This window comes from Aliirhizobium wenxiniae (assembly GCF_014201355.1).
In the GTDB taxonomy this organism is placed as follows: Bacteria; Pseudomonadota; Alphaproteobacteria; order Rhizobiales; family Rhizobiaceae; genus Neorhizobium; species Neorhizobium wenxiniae.
The window spans coordinates 768,156-787,775 of sequence record NZ_JACHEG010000002.1; the positions used below are offsets into that span (position 1 = coordinate 768,156).

Here is a 19,620-nt window from a genome sequence, read left to right on the forward strand (position 1 = left end):
CCACTGATGGACTAGGCATGGTGCAAAGAGAGGATTTGCATCATGCGCCATCTGGCCCTTACAGCCTTCGTGCTTTTCGCCGGTACTGCCCAGGCGCAGTCTGTCATGCCATTTCCTGGCAATACGCATGGAACGACCCCAAGCATGCTGAGCATGACTTGCGAAACCTGCCCTCCTCTCAAGACGGCCGAAGACAGTAACTACAAGGTTCCAGAGCTGAAAGGCAGCATACAATCGGTCTCGCTTATGGAGATCGACGGCCAGAAAAAGATCGTACGTACCAATGCTTGGATGGGCGGCTCGCCGGTCGTCCATATCAGCAAGGTACCGGACTGGATGAATGTCGATCAAATTCAGGCTGTGATTGCAACCACGAGCGGCAGATATGTCCAGACGGAAGTCCAGACCGCCAGCCATCAAGCTGACCTGATCGACCTTGAGTCAAAGACAGGCGCCGTGGAGAAAAACACCTCCAGCGAGCAGAATGTAAAAGATACTCCACTGAGGTTGAGCGAATAACGAGAGCTGCATATTTCGCCGTCAGCAAGATACAATATTTCTAATACTTCTGCCCAGACTTGCTAAATTCCATATCGAGCCGAAAAATCGCGATAACGGTCGATAATATATCCGTTATCATCAGGCATTCGCCCAAAACTTAAATTTTTATTCAAAAATACAGGGCATTTTTAGCCCTGTGCGATGCAGCACGAATTTTGCGCAGGATGCGCTCTTCCCCACACTTGAAGTCTATTCGGCTGCCGGACAATGGCGGCCCGCATGGTCGCGAGGATTCCATGAAGAACCTGAAGATCTCCCATCAGCTCGTCCTGCTCGTGCTGACATTAATGGTCGCCTTCGCGGTCGGTACCTATTTCGAACTGCGCGCATCCACCAGCGCCATCTACGCAGAGCGCTACGGCATGCTGCGCAGCCAGGTGGAATCCGGCATCGGCATCCTGAAGAAATTCCAGGAGCGCGAGGCAGCCGGCGAGCTGACGCGCGAAGATGCCCAGAAACAGGCCTTCGCAGCCGTCGCAGCCATGACCTTCAAGCCGGACGGTTATCTCTACGCCTATGATTATGACGTGACGATGCGCCTGCATCCGGACCCCAAGCGTCTGGGCCAGAATTTCAAGGGCAAGCCTGACAGCCAGGGCTTCATGTATCGCGACGAGCTGGTGAAGATCGGCCGCGCCGGCGGCGGCACCGCCGACTTCCTTGGCCCCAAGCCCGGCGAACAGGGTGAGGATTTCCGCAAGAGCTCCTACGCGCTCGCTTTCGAACCCTGGCAGCTGGTTCTTGTTACCGGTGTCTATGTCGATGACCTCGAAGCCCAGGTCCGTTCGGATATCATGAAGGCGGTCGGCATCGGGGCCGGCATCCTTCTGCTTGCCGCCATTCTTGCGCTGGTCGTCATCCGCAATATTTCCGGGCCGCTCAGCGATATTCGCAACGCACTGAACGCCGTTGCCGACGAGAATGTCGATCTCAAGATCCCGCATACCGGCATGACGAACGAAGTTGGCCTGATGGCCCGCGCCACCGAAGCCTTGCAGCAGAAGGTGCGCGAGCGCCATGCGATGGAAGAACGCCAGCAGCGCAGCCAAGAAGAGCTGGACGGCGAACGCCAGCAGAACCTTGACATGCAGCGTGACGAGGCAGCACTCCAGGCCCGCGTCGTCTCCACCATCGGCTCTGCTCTCGAAAACCTCGCCAAGGGTGACCTCACGGTTCGCTGCGGCGATCTCGGCAGCCGCTATGCCGGCCTGCGCGACAATTTCAACGAGGCGCTCGGCCATCTCGAAGCGGCCATGTCCAAGGTCAATGCCAAGGGCATCGATATCGGCGGCTCGAAGGAGGAAATCCGTCGCGCTTCCAACGAACTGTCGCAGCGCACTGAGCGCCAGGCGGCAAGCCTGGAAGAAACCTCGGCCGCTCTCGACGAACTGACGGTTGCCGTCAAGCAGACTGCCGACGGCGCTCGCGAGGCTGCCCAGCGGGTTGTCACGGTCAGCGGCGAAGCGAACCGCAGCGATGCCGTGGTCGCCGAAGCGATTGAAGCCATGAGCGGCATCGAGCAGTCTTCCGGTGAGATCTCCAAGATCATCGGCGTCATCGACGAGATTGCCTTCCAGACCAACCTGCTTGCGCTCAACGCCGGCGTCGAGGCCGCGCGAGCCGGCGAAAGCGGCAAAGGCTTTGCCGTCGTCGCCCAGGAAGTGCGTGAACTCGCCCAGCGTTCGGCAGCCGCCGCCAAGGAGATCAAGGACCAGATCTCGCATTCCTCGCATCAGGTGGAAAACGGTGTGCGCCTGGTGGGCGAGGCCGGCGAAGCGCTCAAGCGAATTTCGAGCCAGGTGAAGGCTGCAAGCGACATCGTCAGCAAGATCGCTGATTCTGCTGCCGAACAGGATTCGACACTGCGTTCGATCTCCTCGTCGCTCAACCATCTCGACCAGGCAACCCAGCAGAATGCCGCCATGGCGGAAGAGACCACGGCATCAGCCGAAGCTCTCGCAGTCGATACGGAAGACCTGCTCAACCTGATCCGCGGCTTCCGCGTCAGCGGCTCCCGCAATGCCGACAACCTGCGCGACATGGCCGGCCAGATGCGCATGGCTAGCTGATTACACACTATCGAGACCCCGTCCAACTCGGACGGGGCTCTCTCCAAGTTACGCGGGGGACGCGGGGAGGAAAGCCGTCAGGACAATATGGTCCGGCGGCTTTCTCTTTTTCAGGACCTTTTCGGGATCAGTGCGATAGCTGCAAATGCGCAACGTCAGGCTTTTGCCAGCAACTCGATGAGTTCTTCCACCTGACGATCGGAACGCACGACAATACCCGCCTGCTCCAGAAGCGCTGCCGTCACGCCGTTTCCTGCGTGTTTCAGCCCGCCGAACGATCCGTCATAGATAAAACCCGAGCCGCAGGATGGGCTGCCATCGATCAAGAGAGCATGGGTGCAGCCGTGAGCCTTCGCAAATTCCAGCGCGTGACGGGCACCCGCGACAAAGGCCTCGGTCACGTCGCCGCCGGTGATCTCCATGACCCGCGCCCGCCCCTCAAGCACATCGGCGCCGGTCATACCCTTCTCGATCTCGGCAGGCGGCCGCGGCACGCTCATGCCGCCGGCCAACTCCGGGCAGATCGTCACCAGCCTCCCCTCCTCCCGCCAGCGATCGATCGCCGGATGGACAAGCGGCTTCCCTTGCCGTCATAGCGAACGGCATGGCCGAGAAGGCAGGCGCTGATGAGAATTTTTGAAGCTGTCATTGCTGTTCATCGAGATGGCGGCGGATATCGGCCTTTTCGTGGAGGATACGAACGATTTCGACCTGGCCGTCATCGGCACTTACATAGAAAACATGCGAAGCCCCGCCTCGACAACCTCATCAACAGTGTCGAAGCGTCCGCTTTCCAGTTCACGCGAGACGAAGCTTGTGGCCTGATCGCTGACTGTGACTTGCACGGGCTTGTTCATCGAAGGCTCCAGGACAATTCCACACGCAGTTTAACACGGAGCACGTCATGGAAAAAAGCCCCGGACAAACGGGGCTTTGCATAGCGAGAGGACGTGAGCCAGTGCGCGGAACCGCGCCTTACCCCGAAATTTTGGAGAAATCCGCAACCGTACCGGTCGCTTCGCGGATGGCCTTGAGCAAGGCCAGACGGTTGGCGCGGATGGCGGTGTCCTCGTCGTTGACCAGAACGTCCTCGAAGAACTTGTCGACCGGCGCGCGCAGCTTCGAGAGTGCGGCCATGGCCGACTGGAAGTCTTCCTTCCCGCTCGCTTCCGCAGCCTCGCTGGAAGCAGCCTTGATCGCGGTCCAGAGCGCCTTTTCGGCATCGAGCTTCAGGAGTTCTTCCGCGACGCCTTCGGCAACAACGGTGCCCTTCTTCTCTTCGGCGGCAAGCAGCTGGGTGGCACGCTTGGTGCCGGCCAGCAGGTTAAGGCCGTCATCCGATGAAATGAAGGAGGTCAACGCTTCGGCGCGGCGAGCGACGAGCAGAAGGTCGTCGGTCTCAGGCGTCAGCACGGCATCAATGATGTCGTGGCGCGCGCCCATATCGCGCAGATAAACCTTCAGGCGATCGTGGAAGAAGGAGAGAAGGTCGGCATCCTTCGTCGTCGCCAGCAGCGGCAGGCGAACATTCCGCTCCAGCAGAATGCGCACGACGCCCAGCGCCGCGCGGCGCAGCGCATAAGGGTCCTTCGAGCCGGTCGGCTTTTCGTCGATAGCCCAGAAGCCGACGAGCGTGTCGAGCTTGTCGGCAAGCGCCACGGTGATCGCAACCTTGTCCTTGGGCACGCGGTCGGACGGGCCCTGCGGCTTGTAGTGATCCTCGATGGCAATCGCGACGGATTCGTTTTCACCCTGCAGGCCGGCATAACGGCGGCCCATCAGGCCCTGCAATTCGGGGAATTCGCCGACAGCTTCGGTGCGCAGGTCCGCCTTGGCAAGCACTGCGGCGCGATCAACGAGGATCGGATCGGCACCGACGATCGGGGCCAGTTCCTTGGCAAGCGCGCGGATGCGGGTGACGCGTTCGCCCTGCGTGCCGAGCTTGGCATGGAAGGTGACGTTCAGCGCATCGAGCTTGGCCATGCGCTGGTCGAGCGGCTTCTTCAGGTCGAGATTGAATTTCTTCGCCGAGTCCGCAAGCGTGCCGAGATCCGGCAGGTCGCCCTGGTCGCGGGTCCAGAAGTGCTTGGCGTCGGACAGGCGGGCACGCACGACCTTGCCGTTGCCGTGAATGATTTCCTTGCCGCCGTCCTTGGCATCGATATTCGAGATCAGGATGAAATGGTTCGACAGGCCTTCCTCGGCACCCTGCGGCCGGGTGACGAAGCATTTCTGGTTGGTCTTGATCGTCAGGCGGATGATTTCGGCCGGGATTTCGAGATAATCTTTCTCGAACGTGCCCATCAATACATGCGGCCATTCGACGAGGCCGGAAACCTCTTCGAGCAGGCCCTCATCCTCGACCAGATCGAGACCGCTTGCGAATGCCAGATCACGGGCATCATGCAGGATCATGTCCTTGCGGCGGTCGGCATCGAGCATGACCTTCGCCTTTTCGAGGCTTGCCACGTAGTCATCGAAACGGCGCACGGTGATGGCATCCGGCGCATGGAAACGGTGACCATAGGTCACGTTGCCAGCGGTGATGCCGTCAATCTCGAAGGGGATGACCTTGGTCTCGTCGTGTTCGGACCCGAAGGTGCAAATGATCGACTGCAGCGGGCGTACCCAGCGGAGACTTTCAGAACCCTTGCCTTCGATGCCGCCATAGCTCGACCCCTTGGGCATGGAAGCGAAACCGGAGCGCATCGATTTCGGCCAGGGGAAGGAGCGGATGATGCCGGGCATCACGTCTGAAATGATCTCCTCGGCGGCGCGGCCGGCCTTGGAGACAATCGCGACGTAGAAATCGCCCTTCTTCGGATCAGTTGCCACCTGGGCTTCGGAAATATCGGCAAGGCCTGCCTTGCGCAGGAAGCCGGCGATCGCCTGTTCCGGCGCCTTGGTGGACGGGCCCTTGATCTCTTCGCGCAGATCGGCGGAGCGTGCGGTCAGGCCGCGAATGTCGAGCGTCAGCCGGCGCGGCGTCCAGTATTCGCGCGCACCCTCATAGGTCAGGCCTGCATCCACCAGCGCGTCGGTCACGAGCTTTTTCAGGTCACCCGCCGCCTTGCGCTGCATGCGGGCGGGAATTTCCTCGGAGCGAAGTTCTAGAAGCAGGTCGGGCATGGGGCTCAAGTCTTTGCGCTGAAAATAATTGTGTGGCGGGCTTAGCAAGCCCGTCCGCAAAAGTCATCAGTTCTCATCGGGAAAGTGGAGGCCTACCAGCCTCCGCCGCCACCGCCACCGCCACCGCCGCCAGAAAAACCACCTCCCCCGCCACCGCCGGACGAAAAGCCGCCGCCGGAGAAACCGGAGGAGCCAGAAGAAACCGGCGCGGGAATGGTCGAGGCGATGGTGGAGGCCATGGACGAGGAAAAGCCACCAATGCTTTCGCCAAAATTGCTGCCCGAATGGCCGTGGTACCAACCGGGATCATAAGCGAGTGCGGCAGCGCCCGTTGTCGCAGTGGCAAGCCATGCCTGGAAGGCCTGGTTCCAGGGCTTCTCAACACCGAGCGCCACCGCATAGGGCAGAAGTTTTTCGAAATGCTGCGGCGACATGGCCGGCGCGCCGGCCATGTTCATCCGATCCTTTTCGGCGACCGTCAGATAGAGGCGCAGGCCCTCGATATGCTGCATCAGCTTGGCACCAAGCGGTGTCGGCGCGCCCATCAGGAAAAAGAAGATCACGTTGGTCACAACGATGCCGGCGACGGCGACGAGGATGGGCCAGTGATCATTGGCCGTCAGCTCCTCGACAAGCGCGGTCATGATGGCAGAGAAGATCAACAGGAGCACGAAACCCATGAACCCGCCGATGATGACTGCGCCGATCTTGTTGCGCAGCGTCGCACCGCGCCGAAAGCTCAGTCCCAGCCGCGCCGAAAGAATGCTCATGAACACTGACACGAACACGACAGCAACGAGAAAACCGGTGACGTCCGTCTCTATCTCACCAAGGATCATCACGGTGACGAGAAGCGCGAGGCTGAACACGATGCCGCCGATCGTGTAGAGGATATTGGAGCGATAATATCTGCCGCGATGTTCGCTCTCGATCGCCTGGCGGAACTTGCGACCCGCTTCCTGCACCTTCTCGCCATTCGACGAGCTGATCGTCAGCGTGTTGCCCGCCTTGCCGACCGCACCGAGAAGCGCCGACTGGCCGGCCGGAAGATCCTTCGGCAACGGCTTGTCTGTTCGCTTGATGGTAATCGTACTGCCGATCTCGGTCAGGACAGCATATCCCTTTACCGCAAGATCGAGAATGCTGGCGGAAAACGCCGGCCAGCCGGCGCCGTTAAACCCCTTGTTGTCGATGTAATTGACGAGGGCGGGCGAAAGCCCGTCCGGCGCATCCCAACGCGGCACGATCGTGCCTCCATCCGGATCCCGCCCGACACGCATCCAGAAGACGACGTAGTAGAGGACAATCAGGACAAGTCCCGCGACCGCGATGATATCGGCCTTGTAGTCACGCAGCCACCAGGTGCGCAGCTGCTCCGCGGAGGGTGGGGCGATGATACCCTTCGGCACGGCGGCGACAACTGTGAGGCCTTCTCGGCTGCCGAGCCACTGCGTTGTGGCGAAGGTCGCCTCGTTGCCGTTGATCGCAGATGTGGCATTGGTGGCGCGAGATCCAAACGGCCCGGTATAGGCTGCCACCCTGTCGACGCGACCTTCCGGAAAGACAATGCGCGCCGAGACCTTGCCGATGGGGAACTGCCATTCGGTGCCGGTGACGTTCCAGTAAACCTCGTCATGATCGGCAAAATACCGGATCATCCGGTCGGTTCTGTAGGTCAGGACATAGGTGTGCAGGCCGCGCGACAGAAGCGTATCTGCATTCCCGAAATAGATGCGGATACCACGATCGATCGTCTCGGTGCGATAGGGCTCCGGGTGACCGTCTCGCGTGACGGAAAGGACATCGAACCCGACGCGGATGAGGCGGCCGTCGCCATCCAGCATGGTCAGGGGGAAATCGCGAAATATGCCGCGACGGATAAACAATCCTTCGGCATTGACTGTAATCGTCTCGCTGACCGTCAGATCGCCATTGCGAGCGACCTCAACCTTGGAGCGGTAGTCGGTGATCCGTTCATCTGCCACGGCAGGCAGAACGAAGGTGGCAAGCAAGGCAAGAGCAACGAGAAGGCGCCGAAACATCCGCGGCCTCCGGCTCAGAATTTCACGGTAGGTACAGCCCGATCGGCCTCGTTCTCGATCTCGAAATATTCGCGCTTGGAAAAGCCGAAGGGGCCAGCGACGAGATTGGCCGGAAAGCTCTCGACCTTGATGTTCAGGTCGCGGGCCGAGCCATTGTAATAACGCCGCGCCATCTGGATCTCGCTTTCGATCGTCTCCAGCGAGGTCTGCAACTCGGCAAAATTCTGGTTAGCCTTAAGGTCCGGATAGGCTTCAGCGAGCGCGAAGAGTTTTCCGAGTGCCTGTGAGAGCAGGCCTTCCGCCTGTGCACGGCCGGCAACATCACCTGTCGGCACCGCCTGCGCTTGGTTGCGCAGCTTCACTACCTCTTCGAGCGTGCCCTTCTCGTGGGCCGCATAGCCCTTCACGGTCTCGATCAGGTTGGGGATGAGATCGGCGCGGCGCTTCAGTTGCACATCGATGCCGGACCAAGCCTCTTCCGCCATCTGCCGAGCGCGAACGAGGCCGTTATAGATGACGATCACATAAAGAGCGACAAGTGCGATAAGGCCAAGTGCGATGTACATAAAAATCCCCCGAGGTACCTAAACCGCGGGGGAGACTATGTCGCTAACGCCGGATTGTCACCGGAAATTGATAATCGGCAGGTTCAGGCGGCCTTTTCGCCGAAATTCGCGCCGCCTGCATCGGTCAGCAAGAAGGCTTCGCCGCAGGCTTTTGCCAGCGTGCGGACGCGCAGGATGTAGCTCTGGCGTTCAGTCACCGAGATCACGCCGCGGGCATCGAGCAGGTTGAAGACGTGGGATGCCTTGATGCATTGGTCGTAAGCCGGGAAGACGCATTTGTGCAGCATCTGGTTGGCGTTGTCGCCCGGTGCACCGGCAGCGAGAAGGGCCAGGCATTCCTTTTCTGCATCGATGAAATGGCGATGCAGCATTTCGGTATTGGCGTATTCGAAGTTATGGCGCGAATATTCCTGCTCTGCCTGCAGGAAGACATCGCCATAGGAGATCTTCTCTTCGCCTTCGCGGCCGTTGAAATTCAGGTCATAGACGTTGTCGACGCCCTGGACATACATGGCGAGGCGTTCGAGACCGTAGGTCAGTTCACCTGCAACAGGGGAGCATTCGATGCCGCAGACCTGCTGGAAGTAAGTGAACTGCGAGACTTCCATGCCGTCGCACCAGCATTCCCAGCCAAGACCCCAGGCGCCGAGCGTCGGGCTTTCCCAGTCGTCCTCGACGAAACGCACGTCATGCAGAAGCGGATCGAGACCGATCGCCTTCAGCGAGCCGAGGTAAAGCTCCTGCAGGTTGGAGGGGTTAGGCTTCAGAATAACCTGATACTGGTAATAGTGCTGCAGACGGTTTGGGTTTTCACCGTAACGGCCGTCGGATGGACGACGCGAAGGCTGAACGTATGCGGCCTTCCAAGGCTTGGGACCAAGCGCACGCAAAGTGGTTGCCGGATGGAAGGTGCCGGCACCGACTTCCATGTCGTAAGGCTGCAGCACGGCGCAGCCCTTGTCCGCCCAGTAGTTATGGAGCGTCAGGATGAGCGCCTGAAAAGAGCGCTTGGGGTCCATGTGTTCGGGCAGATCGGTCATGGGCATATCGGCATCGTTTGATTGAGGATGCGGACGAGTGCCACGCGAGGCGGCGGGGGTCAAGCGTGAAGGCACGAGTGCCTTATTCTTCTTCCTTCTTCACCCGATACTCGCCCGTTACCGGATCCTTCTCCAGCGTACCGACAGCACCGGTCTGGCGTTCTTTTTCCTGCTGCTTGCGGCGTGCGGTCAGTCTTTCCGCGTCCTTGATGAAACGCTTGTAGAGCATCCACCCGCCGACGATCAGCACGGCCATGAATATAAGCTGGGCCATTTCCCCTCGAAGTCCTTATAAAAAGCGCCTCGCCCTTGAGGCGAAGCGCATCAGGCATCAGAGCCCGTATCGGCTCCACAATGCCCTTTCTTCGATACTGGCGGCAAGTCCCGCCCCCGCTTGCGCGGCGATTTCACCAAAGGCCGGTGTCGATACATCCACGCCTGGCAGCCGCTTGCCGAACAGGGTGCGGGCGCTGCCGATCAGTTCGAGGCGGACATCCTTGCCGAAGCGGCGTTTCAAGACTTCGCGCATATCGCCAAGCCCGTCGATCAGGCCGAGCTCCAGACCTCTCGAACCGGTCCAGAACAGGCCGGAGAAAATCTCCCCGTCATCGGACAGACGCTCGCCGCGGCGCATCTTCACCATGTCGATAAAGACCTTGTGGATCTCGACCTGCAGCGTCTTCAGATATTCGATATCGCTATCCTTTTCCGGCTGGAACGGATCGAGGATGACCTTGTTTTCACCGGCGGTATAGACGCGACGCTCGATGCCGATCTTCTTCAGCATTTCAGGGAAACCGAAGCCGCCCGAAACGACACCGATCGAACCGACGATCGAGGTCGGGTCGGCAAAGATCTCGTCACCCGCCAGCGCGATCATGTAGCCGCCTGAGGCCGCGACATCCTCGACGAAGATCAACACCTTCTTCTGCTTTTCTTCGGCAAGCGCCCGGATGCGCTGGAAGATCAGCCGCGATTGCACGGGCGAGCCGCCCGGGGAGTTCACCGAGATGGCAACAACCGGCGTCTCCTTGTTGGCGAATGCCTTTTCCAGCATCGGGGCTGCCGTCGCCAGGCTCAATGTCGGCTTGAACTGGCTTCCGCCCGTCATGATCGCCCCATGCAGGCGAACGACAGGTATCGCCAATCCCTTCTTGCGAAAACGCTTCGGGAGCAGACGATTGAACAAGCCAGCCATTTAAGATCCTTCCAGAATATCGGTTCAGCAATGCATGTAGGCATTGGAACGACAAGTGCAATCGCTGTGTTCCAACCAAGGTTTACGGCTTATTGCGAATGACTTGCAATTTCATTCCAAACAAGCAAGATGCCGGCATTGCCTATCCGAGGATCACATGGATTTCTCCCGCATAAAGACCGAGAGTGGCTGGCGGCAAGATGCCCGCGAGGCGTCGCTGTCGGATGTCTATCAATCAGTCAAGGTCACCCGCCACGGTTCGAAGCTCAGGCGCATTCTAGCCTTTGCCGGGCCGGGGTACCTTGTAGCAGTCGGCTATATGGATCCCGGCAACTGGGCGACCTCGCTCGCCGGCGGGTCGAAATTCGGTTACGCGCTACTTTCGGTCGCACTGCTTTCAAACCTGATGGCGATCGTGCTGCAATCGCTCTGCGCCCGGCTGGCGATCGCCTCGGGCCGCGATCTGGCGCAGGCCTGCCGTGATGCCTTTCCGCGGTCGGTTTCGGTCGTTCTCTGGGCATTGGCGGAGATCGCCATCATCGCTACAGATATTGCCGAGGTGATCGGCACGGCGATCGGGCTCAACCTGATTTTCGGCATCTCGCTGGAAGTCGGCGTTCTCGTCACTTCGCTCGACGTATTTCTGATCCTCTATCTGCAGCGGCTCGGTTTCCGCTGGGTCGAGGCCTTCATCATCACGCTTCTCGGGGTCATCGCCGTCTGTTTCGGCGTGCAGATCTTCTTTGCCGATCCGGTCTGGTCGGAGGTCGCCTTCGGCTTCGTGCCGACGACGGAAATCGTCAAGAACCCGGAAATGCTCTATCTGGCGCTCGGCATTTTAGGCGCGACCGTGATGCCGCATAATCTTTACCTTCATTCCGGCATCGTGCAGACGCGCGATTTCGGCAAGACGGTGCCGGAAAAGCGTGAAGCCCTGAAATTTGCAACGATCGATTCCACCGTTGCGCTTACCTTCGCGCTGATGATCAATGCTGCAATTCTCATTCTTGCGGCCGCGGCCTTCAATGCCAACGGGCACACCAATGTGGTCGAACTCGGCCAGGCGAATGCGCTTCTGTCGCCCATCCTCGGGCTGGCTCTGGCACCGGTTTTCTTCGGCATCGCCCTGCTCTGCTGCGGCCTCAACTCGACCGTGACGGCAACGCTTGCCGGGCAGATCGTCATGGAAGGTTTTCTGCATATCAAGCTGAAACCGTGGGTCAGGCGCGTGGTCACCCGGGCGATCGCGATCGTGCCGGCCGGCATCGTCACCATCTGGTATGGCGACGCGGGAACATCCGAGCTTCTGATCCTCACACAAGTCGTGCTCAGCCTGCAGCTTTCCTTCGCCGTGTTTCCGCTGGTCATGTTCACGACCAGCAAGGCGAAGATGGGCGCACTCGTCGCGCCACGCTGGCTGGCGGCGCTTGCCTATCTGATTGCGCTCGCCATTGCCGCGCTCAATGTCAAACTGCTGATCGACGTGGTGAGCGGCTGACAACGCGACGCACATAGGCCGAGCGGCCATTGTTCAGGTCGTCGACATCGGCGTTGAACGAATGGCCGTCTGGACCATGCACGACAAGCGGGGCGCGGAATATCAGCCTTGCCTTTGATCCCTTGATCGCCGTCACGAGAATGCGGGTCGCGTCTTCGCCGGGTCGCGGATGGACGGGGGTGATTTCCACGCCGCCGAAACGTTTTCCGCAGGCGGAAAGAATATCGGCAATCGATTCAGGCCGTGCGATCAGCGACAGCTGCCCGCCGGGCTTCATGATTGCGCCTGCCGTCTTCAGCCAGGCTTCGAACAGGCCGTCCGTCAGCGCATGGGCTTCCGCCTTGAGGTTGTCGGGCGTCTTCCTATCCCCGGCGTGGTTGAAGGGCGGGTTCATGATGACGTGATCGTGAACCTCGTCCTCAAGACCTGCCGCGACCCGCGCCTTGCCCGTCAATGTCACGTCCGCTTCGACCACGCTCACGCGGTCCGCGAGGAAGGTGTTTTCGGGTAGTCCAATGCTCCGTCTGGCGTAATCGGCCATGACCGGGAACTTCTCGATCAAAAGAACACGAGCCTCGCCAAGCCGCGAGGCGACCGCAAGGCCGGCCGCCCCTGCCCCGGAGCCCAGATCGGCAACGCTTGAAGGCCCTTCGCTCGCCACCAGCGAGGCAAGCAGCATGGCATCTATGCCCGAGCGATGCCCTTCATTCCTGGGCTGTACGACATGAAAGCGCCCCCGATGGAAAGCGTCGATGGTGAACTCATGTCCCCGCGGATCGGGCTTGGTCAGGTCGGGTGCATTCATGGCCGCAATTCGGCCTCCAGGCCGGCATCGCGCAGGATGGTGCGGGCTTCTTCAGCGCGCCCATCTTCCACCAACAGACGGCGTTGCAAAAGGCCAAGCGAACCTTCCAGCACGCTCATGGACTGGTCGGCGACAAGGCAATGGATACCGGCATCCTTCATCAGGCTTTCCGCAAGTGACAGTGTGACGACATCATTGGTGCGGATAAGCTCGATCATCAGGCACCCTTTCGTGAAAAGCCCTTTATGTTTTTGCCCTACCGCCCTATGACGACTTACTAGTCTCGTCTCATACATTTCCAGGGAGGCCTGAACTTGGGCGTCGTCATATCGCTTGAAGAAGGCAAAAACAAATCTGCATCCGTAAAGCCGCTGGTGGATCTCACCAAGACGGACATGGATCGCGTCAACCAGTTGATCCTGTCTAAGGCCGGCTCGGATGTACAGATGATCCCGGAAGTGGCCAACCATCTGATCTCTTCCGGCGGCAAGCGGCTGCGCCCGATGCTGACGCTCGCATCGGCTTCGATGTTCGGGTACCAGGGCGAAGGCCATGTGAAACTCGCGACATCCGTCGAATTCATGCACACGGCGACGCTTCTGCATGACGACGTGGTCGATGAAAGCGATCTTCGCCGCGGCAAGTCCACCGCCCGAATGATCTGGGGCAACCAGGCAAGCGTCCTCGTCGGCGACTTCCTGCTCGGCCAGGCGTTCAAGATGATGGTTGATGTCGGTTCGCTCGAAGCGCTCGACGTGCTTGCGACCGCAGCCGCCGTGATTGCCGAAGGTGAAGTGCTGCAGCTTTCCGTCGCCAAGAACCTTGAAACGACCGAGGACGATTATCTCTCCGTCATCCGCGCCAAGACGGCGGCACTGTTTGCCGCGGCCGCCGAAGTCGGCCCGATCATCGCCAATGCCGACAAGGCAAGCCGTTCGGCCCTGCGCTCCTACGGCATGAACCTCGGCTACGCCTTCCAGATGGTCGATGACGCACTGGATTACGGCGGCAAGTCTGCCGATCTCGGCAAGAATGTCGGCGACGATTTCCGTGAGGGCAAGATCACCCTTCCCGTCATCCTCGCTTTCCGTCGCGGCACGCAGGAAGAACAGGCTTTCTGGCGCAGCGCGATCGAAAAGGGCGAGAGCAGCGACGAGAACCTTGAAAAGGCGCTAGGTCTGATCACGAAGCACGATGCGCTGAAGGATACGATCGCGCGTGCCTTGCATTACGGCAAGATCGCTCGCGATGCTCTTGCACCGCTTCCAGCCGGTCCGCTCAAGGATGCGATGATGGAAGTCATCGACTTCACCATCCAGCGGGTGAACTGATCAATCTGCCGTGACACCCCTTTGGGGATAGCTGTGCTCGCGGCAGATTTCCTTGCGGACCTGCTTCAAAAAAGCCATTCTGTTATGAATCATTCGGCGCATTCCTGCGGCGACGCGTCGCCGACACGCCAGCTTTCATGAAAGGCCCGTTTATGCGGCAGACAAACCGTCATCTCCTGCTTTCCAGCGTCGCGCTCGCGGCATGCCTGGTGTTCGGTTCTGTGGCGGGCGCCGCCACACCGGAAGCCAAGCCTGCCGAAGAGAAGGCGGCGACGTTCGGGGCGCGTGACGTGAAGTCGTTTGCCGGCGCGTTTCTCGCTGCCCGCACGGCCGATGTCGATCACGACTATCCGACAGCAATCGCGCTTTATCGCAAGGCGCTCGATTTCGAGCCTGCCAATCTGGAAATCCGCGAACGGCTGATGATCTCGCTTCTTCTCAACGGCGATTTTGCCGAGGGGCTGAAGGAAGCCGACGCGCTGAAAGGCGATACCGCCGTCGAGCGCGTGACGAAGATCGTGCGCGGACTGGATGCGCTGCGCAGCGGCAAATACGACAGCGCCAAGAAGATTCTTGCCTATGAGGGACCGAACGATCTCGACCGGTTGACGCATCTTCTTCTGTCCGGCTGGGCCGAGGTCGGTGCCGGGAAGGGTAAGAAGGCGATCTCGACGATCAGCGGCCTTAAAGGTCCCGCCTGGTTCAAGGTCTTTACCGATTACCATCTCGGTGCAATGGCGATTGTCGCCGGTGACACCTCGACCGCCCGCCAGTATCTCAACCGGGCCGTGACCAATAATGAAGCGGTCGCTACCGCCCCGGATACGTTCATGCGCGCCGTCATGGCGCTGGCGCGATTGGAAGCCTCGGCCGGCAATAAGCAGAAAGCGCTCGATGCGATCTCGGTCGGCGACGGCATGATCTCCAATTACGCTCCGCTCAAGGCGCTTCGCCAGAGCATCGAGAAGGGTGAAACGCCGGCCCAGCAAGTCACCACTGCTGCCGAAGGTGCAGCCGGCGTGCTCTTCTCCATCGGCGGGGCACTGAACCGCCAGGGTGCGGAAGACATGGTGGCGCTTTACCTGCAGATCTCTCATGCGCTCGACGAGAAGAGCGCCGATACGCTGATCATGCTCGGCGGCATTGCCGAAAAGCTGGAACAGCCGCAGCGCGCCATCGCATTCTACCAGCAGGTTCCCGAGGATTCGCCGATGCGGCGGATTTCCGAACTGCAGCTCGGCATCACGCTTTCCGATACCGGCAAGATCGATGAGGCCAAGAGCCACCTGAAGGAACTGATACAGTCCGACCCGGCCGATATCCGCAGTTACATCGCCTATGGCAGCGTTCTTTCCGAGGCCAAGGACTACAAGGAGATGGCCGCGAATTACGACAAGGCCGTAGAAGTCATCGGCTCGGTGCCGCGGCAGAGCGACTGGTCGGTGTTCTTCCAGCGCGGCATTGCCTATGAGCGCCTGAAGGAATGGCCGAAGGCCGAACCCAATTTCCGCAAGGCACTGGAACTGAACCCTGAACAGGCGCAGGTTCTGAATTATCTCGGCTATTCGCTGGTCGACATGAACCTCAACCTGGACGAAGGCCTGAAGATGATCCAGGCGGCCGTCGATGCGCGCCCCGATGACGGCTATATCGTCGATTCGCTCGGCTGGGCTTACTATCGCCTCGGCCGCTTCGACGATGCGGTGACGGAGCTTGAAAAGGCGATCCAGCTGCGCGCCGGCGATGCCACGATCAACGACCATCTGGGTGACGCCTATTGGCGGGTCGGGCGCAAGCTCGAAGCCGTCTACCAGTGGAACCGCACGCTCATCTCCGAAGGTGAAGACGTCAACCGCGAGCATGTGAAGCAGAAGATCGAAAACGGCCTGCCGGCGCTCGATCCGAATGCCACCAATACGGTGCGCAACCAGACGGAAACGCCGGCTCAGATCGCTCCGGCTCCTGCTACGCCCGACAAGAAGTCCTGATGTCTCTGGACATGACATCGTCCGAAATCAAAAGGCCCGCCACAGATGCGGGCCTTTTCGGCTTCGCCCTCACCGAATTTGCGATTACCGAATTTGCGCCGGCGAAGATCAATCTGGCGCTGCATGCCGTCGGCCGGCGCGCGGACGGGTATCACCTGCTCGACAGTCTCGTAACCTTTGCCGCCGATACGGACGATGCGAGAGAAGGTGCACCCGCCGGAGACCGGCTGGGTTTCAGCCTTTCCGAAAAGGACGCATTTTCGATTTCCGGCCGGTTTGGCGAAGGGCTCTCACCTGATCCAGATGCAGTCCAGCAGAACCTGGTACTCAAGGCTCGCGATATTCTGCGTACTGTGCTTGACGCGAAAGGTATTACTGCTCCGCCGGTTACCATCCATCTGCAAAAGAACCTGCCGATCGCCTCTGGCATCGGTGGCGGATCGGCCGATGCGGCAGCAACCCTGCGCGGTCTGCTACGCCTGTGGGATGCGCAAATCAGCGAGCTGGAACTTTCGGCACTTGCGCTTTCGCTCGGCGCCGATGTGCCGATGTGCCTGAAAAGCCGGCCGCTTGCCGCAAGAGGCATCGGTGAGGACATCACCATGCTCGATACCATGCCGTCTTTCGCCATCGTGCTCGGCAATCCGCTTCGCGGCGTTTCGACACCGGATATTTTTCGGCGGCTGACGAACAGGAACAATCCTGCCATTCCAGCCCTTACCGGAGACTGGCAAGCCGATCTCAGCGCCCTGCGCAACGATCTGGAGCCGCCGGCGCGCTCGCTGGTCAGCGAGATCAGCGAGCTTTCCGAACTGATGGCGACCGAAGATGCGTGGCTTGCCCGCATGTCCGGTTCCGGTGCGACATATTTCGGACTGTTTGAAACGACAGCCAAAGCGGTAAACGCTGTGAACCATCTTCAGAGCAAGCGGCCAGACTGGTATTTCACAGCCGCACGGACCATCGGAGCGAAACAATGATCGGGATAGACGAAATGCGCAGCTTCATTCCGCTCGGCATCGCGGTCCTGACTGTCTCCGATACGCGCACACTCGAAGACGACAAGTCGGGCCAGACGCTCGTCGACCGCATCGAGGCGGCAGGGCACATACTGAAAGCCCGCGCCATCGTTACCGACGACCGCGAAAAGATCGCCGGACAGGTGACGGCCTGGACGCTCGACCCGGAGATCGATGTCGTCATCACCACCGGAGGCACCGGCTTTACCGGCCGCGACGTGACGCCGGAAGCGCTAGAGCCGTTGTTCGAAAAGCGGATGGATGGGTTTTCGGCGCTGTTTCACCGTATTTCCTATGACAAGATCGGCACATCGACGATCCAGTCGCGCGCCACGGGCGGCGTACTCAATGCCACCTATATCTTCGTCATTCCCGGCTCGCCCGGCGCCTGCAAGGATGCCTGGGACGGGATATTGAAGGCGCAGCTCGACTATCGCCACATGCCCTGCAATTTCGTCGAGATCCTGCCGCGGCTGGACGAACATCTTAAGCGCACCAAAGGCTGAGATTACCGGCTCTTGACGACCCATGCCGGAATAAGCTGGCTCATCAGCTTCGTCGCCTTGTGGCCCTTTGCCAGCGCTTCCAGACTCATGCCCGATTTGGCGACCGCAATCGCGCTCTTCTTCGGCAGGATCAGCCCGTATTCCAGCGGCGGAACGGAACGCCCGATACGCTGGAAGAACGACCGGCGGTAATTGCGCGACGGCGAAAAGCGCGCCGGCTGCTTGTGGATCGCCAGATGCTCGATGACTTCCTCGATCCAGCCGCTTTGCGGACGTGCGCCCGCCTCGATGAACAGCAGCCATTCACCCCGCGCGCTGCGCAAGACATCCTTGATGTCCCAATGATTGTGAAACCGGCAGCCGGCAGCATCCGCCACGCGGGACGAACCATCGCGCGACGCGTGATCGAGCACGATCACGTCACTTACAAGTCCTTCCACGGCGGCAGTGACAAGGATCGAAAGCGTCTGAGCAAGCTCGGCTTCCTGGTCCCTGCATTCCATCAAAACAGTCAGCATTTCTGACCTTTAACCCATAGCTCACGCAAAAGCCAGCAATGAACAAAGTTTGTTCTTGCAATGTTCTCATTTTGGCGATAGGAATTTAGTCATCGAGAACGGGAAATGATCCCGTCAGGAGCCTTCAATGACAGAGCTGTCCCAACTGCGGCAGGGTGCGTTTGCGCCCGCCCATACGGCTGACATTGCCGATGCACTGGTCCAATCGTCCGGGCTCAGGATCGAGATCGATCGGCGGCGCGGCAGAGGCGCCGGTCTGAACCCGAGCGGACGCTTCGAGGAGGAGCGCCGCGAGGTATTCGATGACGGCTGGCAAACGCTCGAGGAGCTGGAGCCGTTCCGCACGGAAGTGCAGGTCGAGAAGCCGAAAACGGCGATTACGCGCAACGACAGCCCCGATATCGGCTTCGACCGCTCGATCAATCCCTATCGCGGCTGCGAGCATGGTTGCATCTATTGTTTTGCAAGGCCGAGCCACAGTTTCATGGGCCTTTCGCCGGGTCTCGATTTCGAAGCAAAACTGTTTGCCAAGCCGGACGTGCCACGGCTGCTCGAGCGCGAACTCAGCAAGCCGGATTACAAGGTCCGGGCAATCGCAATCGGCACCAATACCGATCCCTACCAGCCGATCGAGCGGGAATGGCGGATCATGCGCCAGATCCTCGAAGTGCTGCAGAAGGCCAATCATCCGGTGGTGATCGTGACGAAATCGGCGCTCGTCATGCGCGATATCGACATTCTTTCCGACATGGCCTCGAAGGGCCTGGCCAAGGTCGGGATTTCTGTAACGACGCTCGATCGCAAGCTGGCGCGCACGATGGAACCACGTGCCTCGACACCGTCCAAGCGACTGGAAGCGATCAAGGCGCTTTCGGATGCCGGCATACCGACGGCGATCATGGCTTCGCCGATCATTCCTGCGCTGAACGACCATGAGATCGAACGCATTCTGGATGCCGGCCATGCGGCGGGTGCGACGGAAGCAAGCTACGTCCTGCTTCGCCTACCGCTGGAAGTAAGCCCGCTGTTTCGCGACTGGTTGCTGCGCAACTATCCGGATCGCTACCGGCATGTGATGTCACTGATCCGCTCGATGCGAGGCGGCAAGGATTACGATGCCGAGTTCGGCAAGCGGATGAAGGGTGCCGGTCCTTATGCCTGGCAGATCGGCCGCCGTTTCGAAATGACGACCAAGCGACTGGGGCTCGGGCGGCGCGGCATGCATTTGCGCGACGACCTGTTCATCCGCCCGAATGGCGGCGGCATCCAGCTTTCGCTTCTCTAAGATAAGGAACCATAGCGTCAGAAGGACACGCAGGAAGGGAATCGTCCAAGAATGCCCGCGCATTC

General features: G+C 60.0%; 18 protein-coding genes and 1 pseudogene. 9 read left to right on the plus strand and 10 right to left on the minus strand.

From position 1 onward, the window contains the following. Positions 1 to 42: 42 nt before the first annotated feature. Together HNQ72_RS11730 and HNQ72_RS11735 are read left to right on the plus strand one after the other, a co-directional pair. Positions 43 to 519, plus strand: coding sequence for a plant virulence effector HPE1-like domain-containing protein (locus HNQ72_RS11730; protein ID WP_183992423.1), 477 nt, complete (start codon positions 43 to 45; stop codon positions 517 to 519). A 278-nt stretch (positions 520 to 797) separates the two neighbouring features. Further along, positions 798 to 2,630: a methyl-accepting chemotaxis protein gene (locus HNQ72_RS11735; protein ID WP_183992424.1), complete on the plus strand. Its 1,833-nt coding sequence runs from the start codon at positions 798 to 800 to the stop codon at positions 2,628 to 2,630. Between the two features lie 155 nt (positions 2,631 to 2,785). On the opposite strand, the pseudogene HNQ72_RS11740 reads toward HNQ72_RS11735, so the two are convergent. Continuing rightward, a pseudogene (locus tag HNQ72_RS11740) lies at positions 2,786 to 3,279 on the minus strand (2-thiouracil desulfurase family protein). Here HNQ72_RS11740 and HNQ72_RS30515 point away from each other — a divergent pair. Then, positions 3,267 to 3,455, plus strand: a complete 189-nt coding sequence (locus tag HNQ72_RS30515; protein WP_244654431.1) for a hypothetical protein — start codon at positions 3,267 to 3,269, stop codon at positions 3,453 to 3,455. The pseudogene HNQ72_RS11740 and the gene HNQ72_RS30515 sit on opposite strands and share 13 nt — an antisense overlap. Before the next feature lie 150 nt (positions 3,456 to 3,605). Here the strand turns inward: HNQ72_RS30515 and glyS are convergent, their stop codons facing one another. The 6 genes from glyS to HNQ72_RS11775 all read right to left on the minus strand — a co-directional run bounded on the left by glyS (position 3,606) and on the right by HNQ72_RS11775 (position 10,605). After that, positions 3,606 to 5,759: a glycine--tRNA ligase subunit beta gene (gene glyS, locus HNQ72_RS11750; RefSeq protein WP_183992426.1), complete on the minus strand. Its 2,154-nt coding sequence runs from the start codon at positions 5,757 to 5,759 to the stop codon at positions 3,606 to 3,608. Between the two features lie 92 nt (positions 5,760 to 5,851). Beyond that, a complete protein-coding gene (locus HNQ72_RS11755) occupies positions 5,852 to 7,801 on the minus strand; it encodes a DUF2207 domain-containing protein (protein ID WP_183992427.1) in 1,950 nt (649 codons plus the stop codon). 14 nt (positions 7,802 to 7,815) lie between these two features. Then, positions 7,816 to 8,367: a LemA family protein gene (locus tag HNQ72_RS11760; RefSeq protein WP_183992428.1), complete on the minus strand. Its 552-nt coding sequence runs from the start codon at positions 8,365 to 8,367 to the stop codon at positions 7,816 to 7,818. 83 nt (positions 8,368 to 8,450) lie between these two features. Beyond that, positions 8,451 to 9,407, minus strand: coding sequence for a glycine--tRNA ligase subunit alpha (locus tag HNQ72_RS11765; protein ID WP_183992429.1), 957 nt, complete (start codon positions 9,405 to 9,407; stop codon positions 8,451 to 8,453). Positions 9,408 to 9,489: 82 nt separating this feature from the next. Beyond that, complete coding sequence (locus tag HNQ72_RS11770) at positions 9,490 to 9,681, minus strand: hypothetical protein (RefSeq protein WP_183992430.1); 192 nt, start codon at positions 9,679 to 9,681, stop codon at positions 9,490 to 9,492. A 57-nt stretch (positions 9,682 to 9,738) separates the two neighbouring features. Further along, a complete protein-coding gene (locus HNQ72_RS11775) occupies positions 9,739 to 10,605 on the minus strand; it encodes a S49 family peptidase (RefSeq protein WP_183992431.1) in 867 nt (288 codons plus the stop codon). A 157-nt stretch (positions 10,606 to 10,762) separates the two neighbouring features. Between HNQ72_RS11775 and HNQ72_RS11780 the strand changes: the two genes are divergently transcribed. Further along, entirely contained in the window at positions 10,763 to 12,103 is a 1,341-nt protein-coding gene (locus HNQ72_RS11780) for an Nramp family divalent metal transporter (protein WP_183992432.1), read from the plus strand. Here the strand turns inward: HNQ72_RS11780 and HNQ72_RS11785 are convergent. Then, complete coding sequence (locus HNQ72_RS11785) at positions 12,072 to 12,908, minus strand: tRNA1(Val) (adenine(37)-N6)-methyltransferase (protein ID WP_183992433.1); 837 nt, start codon at positions 12,906 to 12,908, stop codon at positions 12,072 to 12,074. The genes HNQ72_RS11780 and HNQ72_RS11785 overlap by 32 nt on opposite strands. Further along, positions 12,905 to 13,126: a putative signal transducing protein gene (locus HNQ72_RS11790; protein ID WP_183992434.1), complete on the minus strand. Its 222-nt coding sequence runs from the start codon at positions 13,124 to 13,126 to the stop codon at positions 12,905 to 12,907. Before HNQ72_RS11790 ends, HNQ72_RS11785 begins: the two co-directional genes overlap by 4 nt. A 96-nt stretch (positions 13,127 to 13,222) precedes the next feature. Here HNQ72_RS11790 and HNQ72_RS11795 point away from each other — a divergent pair, with 96 nt between their 5' ends. From HNQ72_RS11795 to moaB, 4 genes are all read left to right on the plus strand, one after another. Continuing rightward, on the plus strand, positions 13,223 to 14,239 hold the full coding sequence (locus tag HNQ72_RS11795; RefSeq protein ID WP_183992435.1) for a polyprenyl synthetase family protein: 1,017 nt from the start codon (positions 13,223 to 13,225) through the stop codon (positions 14,237 to 14,239). Positions 14,240 to 14,391: 152 nt separating this feature from the next. After that, positions 14,392 to 16,227, plus strand: coding sequence for a tetratricopeptide repeat protein (locus HNQ72_RS11800; protein WP_183992436.1), 1,836 nt, complete (start codon positions 14,392 to 14,394; stop codon positions 16,225 to 16,227). Then, a complete protein-coding gene (locus HNQ72_RS11805) occupies positions 16,227 to 17,207 on the plus strand; it encodes a 4-(cytidine 5'-diphospho)-2-C-methyl-D-erythritol kinase (RefSeq protein WP_244654386.1) in 981 nt (326 codons plus the stop codon). The genes HNQ72_RS11800 and HNQ72_RS11805 overlap by 1 nt, the downstream gene beginning before the upstream one ends. Then, entirely contained in the window at positions 17,204 to 17,752 is a 549-nt protein-coding gene (gene moaB, locus HNQ72_RS11810) for a molybdenum cofactor biosynthesis protein B (RefSeq protein ID WP_183992437.1), read from the plus strand. Before HNQ72_RS11805 ends, moaB begins: the two co-directional genes overlap by 4 nt. Before the next feature lie 2 nt (positions 17,753 to 17,754). On the opposite strand, the gene HNQ72_RS11815 is transcribed toward moaB, so the two are convergent. Then, positions 17,755 to 18,270, minus strand: coding sequence for a glycosyltransferase family 2 protein (locus HNQ72_RS11815; RefSeq protein WP_183992438.1), 516 nt, complete (start codon positions 18,268 to 18,270; stop codon positions 17,755 to 17,757). A gap of 127 nt (positions 18,271 to 18,397) precedes the next feature. Here HNQ72_RS11815 and HNQ72_RS11820 point away from each other — a divergent pair, with 127 nt between their 5' ends. Next, positions 18,398 to 19,555 (plus strand): PA0069 family radical SAM protein, encoded by a 1,158-nt coding sequence (locus HNQ72_RS11820; RefSeq protein ID WP_183992439.1) that lies wholly within the window; start codon positions 18,398 to 18,400, stop codon positions 19,553 to 19,555. The last annotated feature ends 65 nt before the right edge of the window (positions 19,556 to 19,620 follow it).

What these genes read in the sequence shown, in the direction of transcription:
- HNQ72_RS11755 (WP_183992427.1), bottom strand. Translation starts at nt 7,801, where the DNA reads ATGTTTCGGCGCCTTCTCGTTGCTCTTGCCTTGCTTGCCACCTTCGTT.
- HNQ72_RS11775 (WP_183992431.1), bottom strand. Translation starts at nt 10,605, where the DNA reads ATGGCTGGCTTGTTCAATCGTCTGCTCCCGAAGCGTTTTCGCAAGAAG.
- moaB (WP_183992437.1), top strand. Translation starts at nt 17,204, where the DNA reads ATGATCGGGATAGACGAAATGCGCAGCTTCATTCCGCTCGGCATCGCG.
- HNQ72_RS11790 (WP_183992434.1), bottom strand. Translation starts at nt 13,126, where the DNA reads ATGATCGAGCTTATCCGCACCAATGATGTCGTCACACTGTCACTTGCG.
- HNQ72_RS11780 (WP_183992432.1), top strand. Translation starts at nt 10,763, where the DNA reads ATGGATTTCTCCCGCATAAAGACCGAGAGTGGCTGGCGGCAAGATGCC.
- glyS (WP_183992426.1), bottom strand. Translation starts at nt 5,759, where the DNA reads ATGCCCGACCTGCTTCTAGAACTTCGCTCCGAGGAAATTCCCGCCCGC.
- HNQ72_RS11765 (WP_183992429.1), bottom strand. Translation starts at nt 9,407, where the DNA reads ATGACCGATCTGCCCGAACACATGGACCCCAAGCGCTCTTTTCAGGCG.
- HNQ72_RS11815 (WP_183992438.1), bottom strand. Translation starts at nt 18,270, where the DNA reads ATGCTGACTGTTTTGATGGAATGCAGGGACCAGGAAGCCGAGCTTGCT.
- HNQ72_RS11735 (WP_183992424.1), top strand. Translation starts at nt 798, where the DNA reads ATGAAGAACCTGAAGATCTCCCATCAGCTCGTCCTGCTCGTGCTGACA.
- HNQ72_RS11805 (WP_244654386.1), top strand. Translation starts at nt 16,227, where the DNA reads ATGTCTCTGGACATGACATCGTCCGAAATCAAAAGGCCCGCCACAGAT.
- HNQ72_RS11760 (WP_183992428.1), bottom strand. Translation starts at nt 8,367, where the DNA reads ATGTACATCGCACTTGGCCTTATCGCACTTGTCGCTCTTTATGTGATC.
- HNQ72_RS11785 (WP_183992433.1), bottom strand. Translation starts at nt 12,908, where the DNA reads ATGAATGCACCCGACCTGACCAAGCCCGATCCGCGGGGACATGAGTTC.
- HNQ72_RS11800 (WP_183992436.1), top strand. Translation starts at nt 14,392, where the DNA reads ATGCGGCAGACAAACCGTCATCTCCTGCTTTCCAGCGTCGCGCTCGCG.
- HNQ72_RS11730 (WP_183992423.1), top strand. Translation starts at nt 43, where the DNA reads ATGCGCCATCTGGCCCTTACAGCCTTCGTGCTTTTCGCCGGTACTGCC.
- HNQ72_RS11770 (WP_183992430.1), bottom strand. Translation starts at nt 9,681, where the DNA reads ATGGCCCAGCTTATATTCATGGCCGTGCTGATCGTCGGCGGGTGGATG.
- HNQ72_RS11820 (WP_183992439.1), top strand. Translation starts at nt 18,398, where the DNA reads ATGACAGAGCTGTCCCAACTGCGGCAGGGTGCGTTTGCGCCCGCCCAT.